Source organism: Thiomonas sp. (genome assembly GCF_054608695.1).
Genome location: NZ_JBTRXV010000132.1, coordinates 1 through 7,050, shown reverse-complemented (window position 1 = coordinate 7,050; position 7,050 = coordinate 1). Strand labels below are relative to the sequence as shown.

General features: G+C 49.5%; 8 protein-coding genes. 5 read left to right on the top strand and 3 right to left on the bottom strand.

Going from position 1 to position 7,050, the window contains the following annotated elements; genetic code table 11:
- Positions 1 to 372: IS200/IS605 family transposase (tnpA, locus tag ACYCUK_RS22440; protein ID WP_461596831.1), on the bottom strand; the 372-nt coding region annotated here is incomplete at its 3' end.
- Positions 373 to 395: 23 nt separating this feature from the next.
- On the opposite strand from tnpA, the gene ACYCUK_RS22435 reads away from it, so the two are divergent.
- The 3 genes from ACYCUK_RS22435 to tatA all read left to right on the top strand — a co-directional run bounded on the left by ACYCUK_RS22435 (position 396) and on the right by tatA (position 4,065).
- On the top strand, positions 396 to 1,829 hold the full coding sequence (locus ACYCUK_RS22435; RefSeq protein WP_461596830.1) for an RNA-guided endonuclease InsQ/TnpB family protein: 1,434 nt from the start codon (positions 396 to 398) through the stop codon (positions 1,827 to 1,829).
- 510 nt (positions 1,830 to 2,339) lie between these two features.
- A complete protein-coding gene (locus tag ACYCUK_RS22430) occupies positions 2,340 to 3,719 on the top strand; it encodes a cbb3-type cytochrome c oxidase subunit I (protein ID WP_014448973.1) in 1,380 nt (459 codons plus the stop codon).
- 157 nt (positions 3,720 to 3,876) lie between these two features.
- A complete protein-coding gene (tatA, locus tag ACYCUK_RS22425) occupies positions 3,877 to 4,065 on the top strand; it encodes a twin-arginine translocase TatA/TatE family subunit (protein ID WP_461596829.1) in 189 nt (62 codons plus the stop codon).
- Between the two features lie 138 nt (positions 4,066 to 4,203).
- Here the strand turns inward: tatA and ACYCUK_RS22420 are convergent, their stop codons facing one another.
- Positions 4,204 to 4,647, bottom strand: a complete 444-nt coding sequence (locus ACYCUK_RS22420; protein WP_461596828.1) for a globin domain-containing protein — start codon at positions 4,645 to 4,647, stop codon at positions 4,204 to 4,206.
- Between the two features lie 379 nt (positions 4,648 to 5,026).
- Here ACYCUK_RS22420 and ACYCUK_RS22415 point away from each other — a divergent pair, with 379 nt between their 5' ends.
- Positions 5,027 to 6,037, top strand: a complete 1,011-nt coding sequence (locus tag ACYCUK_RS22415; RefSeq protein WP_461596827.1) for an isocitrate/isopropylmalate dehydrogenase family protein — start codon at positions 5,027 to 5,029, stop codon at positions 6,035 to 6,037.
- Positions 6,038 to 6,063: 26 nt separating this feature from the next.
- Positions 6,064 to 6,411, top strand: a complete 348-nt coding sequence (locus ACYCUK_RS22410) for a hypothetical protein (protein WP_461596826.1) — start codon at positions 6,064 to 6,066, stop codon at positions 6,409 to 6,411.
- A gap of 54 nt (positions 6,412 to 6,465) precedes the next feature.
- Here the strand turns inward: ACYCUK_RS22410 and ACYCUK_RS22405 are convergent.
- On the bottom strand, positions 6,466 to 7,050 hold a 585-nt coding region (locus ACYCUK_RS22405; protein ID WP_461596825.1), incomplete at its 5' end, for an AAA-type ATPase lid domain-containing protein.

Sequence of the window (7,050 nt, the reverse complement as noted above, 5' to 3'; positions counted from 1 at the left end):
GACCGTTTCTAGTGTTGCGCCGCCCACACTCCCCACATAGTAAGCCCGGTGCCAGAAATACGGTTTCTGATAGAACTGCTTGAGATGCTCGGCAAAGCGGATGCGCCTGGAACTGGCCGTTTTCAGATTGTTGATCAGTGTGGAGAGATTGAGTGCGGGATGGATCTCCACCAGCAGATGCACGTGATCCGCTTCCCCTCCAAACTCAAGCAAGCGGCATCGCCAATCCAAAAGGATCTCTCCAAAGGCCCCATGCAGGTAGTTGAGCAATTCCGGAGCGAGCGTCCTGCGCCGATATTTTGTCACAAAAACAATGTGCATCTTAAGAGAGTGTACGGCATGGGAGCTTGATCTGTTGGGTTGATTATCCATGTGACCGAGGGTATCATACTCCCATGCAGATCGGCAACCGCTTTCGCGCGTATCCCACCCCCGCCCAAGAGTCGATCCTTCTCCAGTGGATCGGACATCAGCGCTTCATCTATAACGCCAAGGTCTCCGAAGACCGGTATTACCGGACCTTTGCCCAAAAAGCGGTCTCCCTTTCGGGAACGGCCGTTCCCATCGACCAGGAGTACGCCCGGTTCATCGGAGAGAACACCCCCTGGCTCCGGGAGGTTCCCTCCCAGATACTCCGTAACGGGGCGGTTCGGTGGAAACAGTCCTATACCAGGTTCTATGCCGGACTTTCCCGAAGACCGGTCTTTCAGAGAAAGGACGGACGGCAATCGGTCTGGATCACCTCCGAGCTTTTCTCCTTTCGATATGACGAGAAGACACACACCGAGGAACTTGTTCTCGGGACGAAGAAGTTCCCGGTGGGGGTTCTGTCCTTTACGGCCCATACTCCGTACTCCCGCCCCGCCTCACTTCACGTCTCGGTCGAGGCGGGAAAGTGGTACGTCTCCTTCTCCTCGGACGATGGGCAGGCCGAGCCTAAAGAGGAAGACACGATCGCCTGGCTCCGGATGTTTACGGAAGAGGAACTCCGGAGCAAAACCGTTGGATTCGACCGGGGTGTGGTGACGCCGGTGATGGCGAGCGATGGGGGAAGGATCGATTTCTCCTCCATCCAGAAGATCCGGATGGAGAAGAAGGAGCGGAGCCGGAGACGGTGGCAACGGACACTCTCCCGTCAGCAAAAAGGATCGCAGAACCGAAAAAAGACCAGACAACGTCTGGCCCGGACTTTCGAATACACCAAAGACGTCCGGAAAGATGTGATCCACAAGGCCACCCATGCCATAGCCGAAGGTTCTGACCGGAGCCTCTTCGTTGTCGAGGATCTCAGGGTCAAAAACATGACGAAAAAGCCGGAACCCAAAAAAGACGCGTCCGGCAATTTCCTCCGGAACGGGGCACGTGCCAAGGCCGGTCTCAACCGGTCGATCCTGTCGTCCTGCTGGGGCCTGTTCGTCCTCTTTCTTTCGTACAAAGCCCGACGGAACGGAAAGCTCGTGATTAAAGTACCACCGCAATTCAGTTCGCAGGAATGTGCCCACTGCGGGCACATTCACCCGGACAACCGGCCTTCGCAGGCCGAGTTCGTCTGCCAGCGCTGCGGACTTACGGATAACGCCGATCAAAACGCCAGCCGCGTGATCGCCCAAAGGGGGATCCGACTTCTTCTGGAGGGGAGTATTCAGAAGAAACGGGTCCGGCGGTGCGGGATCGGAAAAGAGAAACAACCAGGGCCGGAACGGTCCGAAGTCAAAGCCTCCGGAGAGGAGCATAAGACGCAAAGGCCCAAACGCCTTCGCGCATCCTCGGCGAAAGAGGAACATCCGCTCGTGAGATCGGAAACCCCTCCTGCAGCGCAAAGCGCTTAGGAGCGGGAGAGTTCATTTGCCATGTGATGATGTGACGGGACCCGGGGTAAAGACGAGAAAAGTTCCGGAAGTGGGAACATTCTGTTATTTATGGAAAAAAGGAAAACTTCCGGAGTTTTATTTTTGGCCGGCATGTAACACTAAAATATGAATCATATATTGACTTGAATGACAACCGAAGTGGTCCTTGACAAGGTGCAAGCCTCCTGATAGCATTCGCGATGGTGGTCCGGAAAATCGGTCAGGGTATGTTTCTGGGCGATGAGGACAGGCCGGATTGAGCGTATGAATGCGGGAGTCGTCCCGCTTCCCATATGACTGGACCTTAAATTGGGGGGTTCAGGACAGGGTGTCGCTCCTGAAGCCGTTGGCTGGAACGGATTCAGGGTGATGAAAGCTCCACATTGTGAACAACCTTTTCCTTTGTAGACTTATCAGAGGCAAAGGAACCGGCTGTTTGTAAATGTGGGGCAAGTTACCACCGGATGCATTATTGAAAGGGGAGTTTCCATGCTAAAGAAATCGGTTCCGGAAGGGACTGCGTCAAGAACCATGTTTTTTTCGTCAATCCTCTGGTTGGCGATCGGGACGACCCTCGGGTTTGTTACGTCCCTGAAACTGGCGTATCCGGATATTTTAAGCGGAACGCCGTACCTGAACTTCGGTCACATCCGTCCTGCCCATGTGATGACGGTCGCCTTCATGTGGATCTCCATGGCTTTCGGCGCGGCGGTTCTTTACATGACCCCACTTCTCTGCGGAAACAAACTGTGGAGTGAAAAACTTGGGGTATTCAATGCATGGATGTGGAACCTCGGAGGCTTTGTTGCCGACGTATCTCTCGATCTCGGTTTTGAATCAGGTCGTGAGTATTCGGACTTTATCTGGCCGATCGATGTTTACGTCCTTTCCTTTATTCTCATCCCGCTAGCGGCAAACCTTTACATGACAGTCCTGAACCGTCGTGTGAAAGGAATTTATCCGACTCTCTGGATCTTTATGGGCTGCTTTCTGTATTTGCCTACAACGTTTGCCCTGTCCCAGTCCGTTGAGGTGTTTCATGTTACAGGTTTGAATGAGGCTCTTTTGACCTGGTGGTCAGGACATAACCTCTTTGGGCTTTGGATCACCCCAATGTCCATGGCTGTGGCCTACTACATGATTCCGAAACTGACGGGGAACCCGCTTTACAGCCATAAGCTGGCTCATCTGAACTTCTGGTCCAACTTCGCTTTTTACTCCACACCAGGAGCTCATCATCTGATGGGTGCCCCAATCCCGGAGTGGCTCAAGTCCTTCTCCTCCGTGAGCGGTGTTCTTATCCTCGTTCCGTCAATGGCATTCCTTGCGAACGCCCTGTTGACCATGTACGGAAAGTGGAGACTGTTTGTTGAGGTTCCTGCACTGCGTTGGGTGACCACAGGTACCCTCTTTGCTATCCCCCTGAACTTCCAGGGCGGTTTTCAGCAGACTCGTGCCATCAACTGGTACATCCATGGAACTCACTGGGTTGTTGCTCATGCCCATCTTGGTATCCTTGGCTTTTCCACCTTTATTGAGATTGGTGGAACTTACTATGGTGTTGAGCGTCTTCTCCGGAAGAAATTCAACCCGACTCTTGAACTCTGGCATTACTGGCTTACTGCGATCGGGTTCATCATTTTCTGGACCAGTCTGACTGCAGCCGGTTTGATCCAAGCCGCAGCGAAGGTTTATGAAGTTCCATACATCGACTCTGTGGTTGCAACACATCCTTACATGGTTGCTCGTTCCTGGGGCGGTTTCCTGATCATTACCGGTCAGTGGATCTTTGTTTACAATGCCTACAGGACTGCTATGTCACCTGCGACTGTTCCTGTTTCACCAGTGGCTCAGCCCGCAAGATCATAGTTTCTGTCGTATAGTGTTTCAAAAAGGGGAGTCGCGTGAGCGACTCCCCTTTTTTTGTTAGGAAAAACTGGATCTGTTTCTTTGTTGTGTGTTCAAAACAGGAATGTGATATAATGACCCCAACAAGTGTTCCTCAATATGCCAATTGGAGGTTTTTATGTTGACCGGTCTATTTGAACCACTCCATCTGATTGTGATTCTGGGTATAGTCCTTTTGGTTTTTGGAGGTCGAAAACTTCCGGAGATCGGTGCGGGGATGGGAAAAGCGATATCTAATTTCAGAAGAGCTTACAAAGATGAGCCGGAGGCAGCCAAGGTAGAGTCAGAGAAATCACCCAAGGTTTAGTCGAGCGGGTCATTTTATTTGACCAAGCAGGGGTTGGCTCTTTCAAGGGTTTCTTCTGTGGAAAGTTCCAGTGTGGTTATAAAAAAAGGCCAAGGGCGTCTATTTGCCCAAGGCCTTTTTGTTTTTTGAGGAGAGGGACTATTTGGCTGAAATAGGCTGATAACGTTCTGGATCCATGGCTTTGGATGCTGCTTCGATCATGACAGATGCTGCGAGGTTATAAGCCTCACTCCATGCCTCGGCCATTTCTTTTGTCCAGGCCGGGCCCGCAAAATGTGCCAATGTTTTCATCAGACTGTTTCCTACGATCGGATAATGCTCCGGTCTTGTATCAAACTTGATGTGACCGGTTCCAAGTCTCTGGAGATAGGGGACAAGTGCGTCCGGCTTGTCGATATTCGAAGTGATATATACGATAGAATCGAAAAGTCTTTGGGCCTGTACTCCCATTTCTGCAGGAAACATTTTTCTGACTTCAGGATGCTCTGTAAACATTGTGTTGTAGAAGTATTCCGTGACGGTGCTGCCGAGTGGTGCGATCAGTTGTGCGCTTTTTTTGATGAGATCCGTGTTGATAGCCATCTTTCCTCCTTGTTGGAATTTTCTTCGTTGAACAATCCATTCCTGATGTATTCCCTGTCTCTAAAAGATGCATGATACATGAATTATATTAGGCAGTAAAAAAAGAGTTGTCAATGCCCAACCGGGGACCCCTGTTTTTTTGATTTTCTTTTTATTCTTCTCCTGTTTTTAACTGTTGTGCTCTTGGTTAGGAATACGTGCGAAATCACACCTATTTTTCGCACGTATTCCAGTAATGCTCAATGATATAAAACGCTAAGAATATATTAAAAAAGGAATATGGAAACTGGTATGGTTGTTGCTATTAGCTTGGAACAACTCTTTCTTCAATGGGGAGGAAAGAGGACTGAACATTGGTGCATCCTGGAGGATTTTATTAATGAAAAAGCATGTCATTACGATGTTGCCTGGAGAGGGTACCGGACCGGAAATCTGTGAGGCGGTAAGAAGAGTCATTGACCATAGTGGTGTTGACATCACATGGGAATATGAAGAGATCGGTCTCGATTGCCTTAAGGAACATGGCACGCTTTTACCGGAAAAAACGATCAAATCAATCGCAAAAAACAAGCTTGCCATCAAGGGACCAACGACAACACCTGTCGGCACAGGCCATAAGAGCGCCAATGTGACCCTCAGAAAGATGTTCGACCTTTATGCAAACGTTCGCCCTGCCAAATTGATCCCTGTCTTGAAGCGTCCCTGGGACAAAATCGATATCCTGAGCTTCAGGGAAAATACGGAAGACTCTTATGCTGCCATCGAGCATATGGTTTCAGACGAAGTTGCCCAGTGCCTTAAGGTTATCACCTGGCCGGGATCCGTTCGTATTGCCGAGTTTGCTTTTAAATGGGCGAAGGCGAATAACAGGAAGAAGATTCAGTGCGTTCACAAGGCTAACATCATGAAGATGACCGATGGTCTCTTTCTGGAAGCCTTCCGTGAAGTTGCAAAGAAATACCCGGAGATTATCGCCGAAGACATCATCGTCGATAACTGTTCCATGCAGCTTGTTCGCAATCCAGGTCAGTTTGACTGTCTGGTTCTTCCTAATCTCTACGGAGATATCCTCTCGGATCTTTGTGCTGGATTGGTCGGTGGTCTTGGTTTCGCCCCTGGTGCCAATATTGGCGATAACTGCGCAATCTTTGAAGCTGTTCACGGTTCCGCTCCAAAGTATGCCGGCATGAAAAAAGTGAATCCTTCTGCAGTTCTTCTTTCTGGTGTGATGATGTTGAAGTGGTTGAATGAGCATGAAGCCGCCACCCGTATTGAAAAAGGTGTGGACAAGGTTTTGGCCGAAGCAAAACATTTGACTTACGATGCAGGCGGGACGGCGTCTACCGATGAATATGCCGATGCCATCATCAAGGCGATGGAAACCGTTTAATCCTATCAGAAAAAGGAGAACTAAAAATGCTTACAGAAGCCACTTCCAGAAGGGCAAAAAGACCTGCCAAGCCGATTACACTTGTTGGTGTTGATGTCTATATTATTACTGAAGACGGAATTCCTGCTTTTGATGATTACGGCGCCTTCAAGATCGAGTTCATTTCAAACAGGGGAACAAAGGTCTGGCCAGGATATGTCAGCCCTGACCTGATGATGGTTAACTGGTATCGTTGCCGTTTCATGGCAAAGGGTCCTGTGACCGATGCAGATGTTGATGTTTTCCTTTCAAATCTGACAAAGAAGTGGAAATGGTCCGCCGCTCAGAAACTTTGGAACTATGGCGATGAAGCAGGCTTCAGCAAGGCCTATTGATCGTTTCTTTCTTATAATGAAGGGGATCGGGGTGGTAACTCCCGGTCCCCTTTTTCATTTTTCCGCCTTGATTCTTCTTTCGAGTGCCCATCTGCTTATCCCCAGAAGTTTTGCTGCGAGTACCTTTTTTCCATGAGAATGTGCCATGATTCTGGAGATAAGTTCCTGTTCATGGCTGTCTAGCGAATCCTGTCCCAGCCTGAACGGAATGGATAATTCCTGCTGGTCTGAATGTTGTTCCAGCATTTTTCCGTTGGAGAAGTGTTTCCGCGATTGAATCTCGGCAGGAAAATGTTCGCATTCAAGCTGGTTTCCCGAGCAATAGAGCACGGCCCGTTCGATCAGATTCGATAACTCCCTGATGTTTCCGGGAAAATCGTAGTTGATGAGAAGCTGTTTTGCTGATGGGGAGATTTGGTGAATTTTCTTTCTGAAAATCTGTGCCGATTTATACAGGAATTTTTCGGAAATCGGGATGATGTCCTTTCTTCTCTCTCTCAGTGGGGGAATCGATAGAACGACTACATTCAGGCGATAGAAAAGATCTTCCCTGAATGTCCCATTCTTCACGGCCTGACGGAGATCCCGATGTGTTGCTGCCATAAATCGGACATTTACGGGGAATTGCGCTCCACCACC

Excerpts from the sequence above, each read along its gene's own strand:
- ACYCUK_RS22410 (WP_461596826.1), top strand. The coding sequence starts at position 6,064 with ATGCTTACAGAAGCCACTTCCAGAAGGGCAAAAAGACCTGCCAAGCCG.
- ACYCUK_RS22435 (WP_461596830.1), top strand. The coding sequence starts at position 396 with ATGCAGATCGGCAACCGCTTTCGCGCGTATCCCACCCCCGCCCAAGAG.
- ACYCUK_RS22430 (WP_014448973.1), top strand. The coding sequence starts at position 2,340 with ATGCTAAAGAAATCGGTTCCGGAAGGGACTGCGTCAAGAACCATGTTT.
- ACYCUK_RS22420 (WP_461596828.1), bottom strand. The coding sequence starts at position 4,647 with ATGGCTATCAACACGGATCTCATCAAAAAAAGCGCACAACTGATCGCA.
- tatA (WP_461596829.1), top strand. The coding sequence starts at position 3,877 with ATGTTGACCGGTCTATTTGAACCACTCCATCTGATTGTGATTCTGGGT.
- ACYCUK_RS22415 (WP_461596827.1), top strand. The coding sequence starts at position 5,027 with ATGAAAAAGCATGTCATTACGATGTTGCCTGGAGAGGGTACCGGACCG.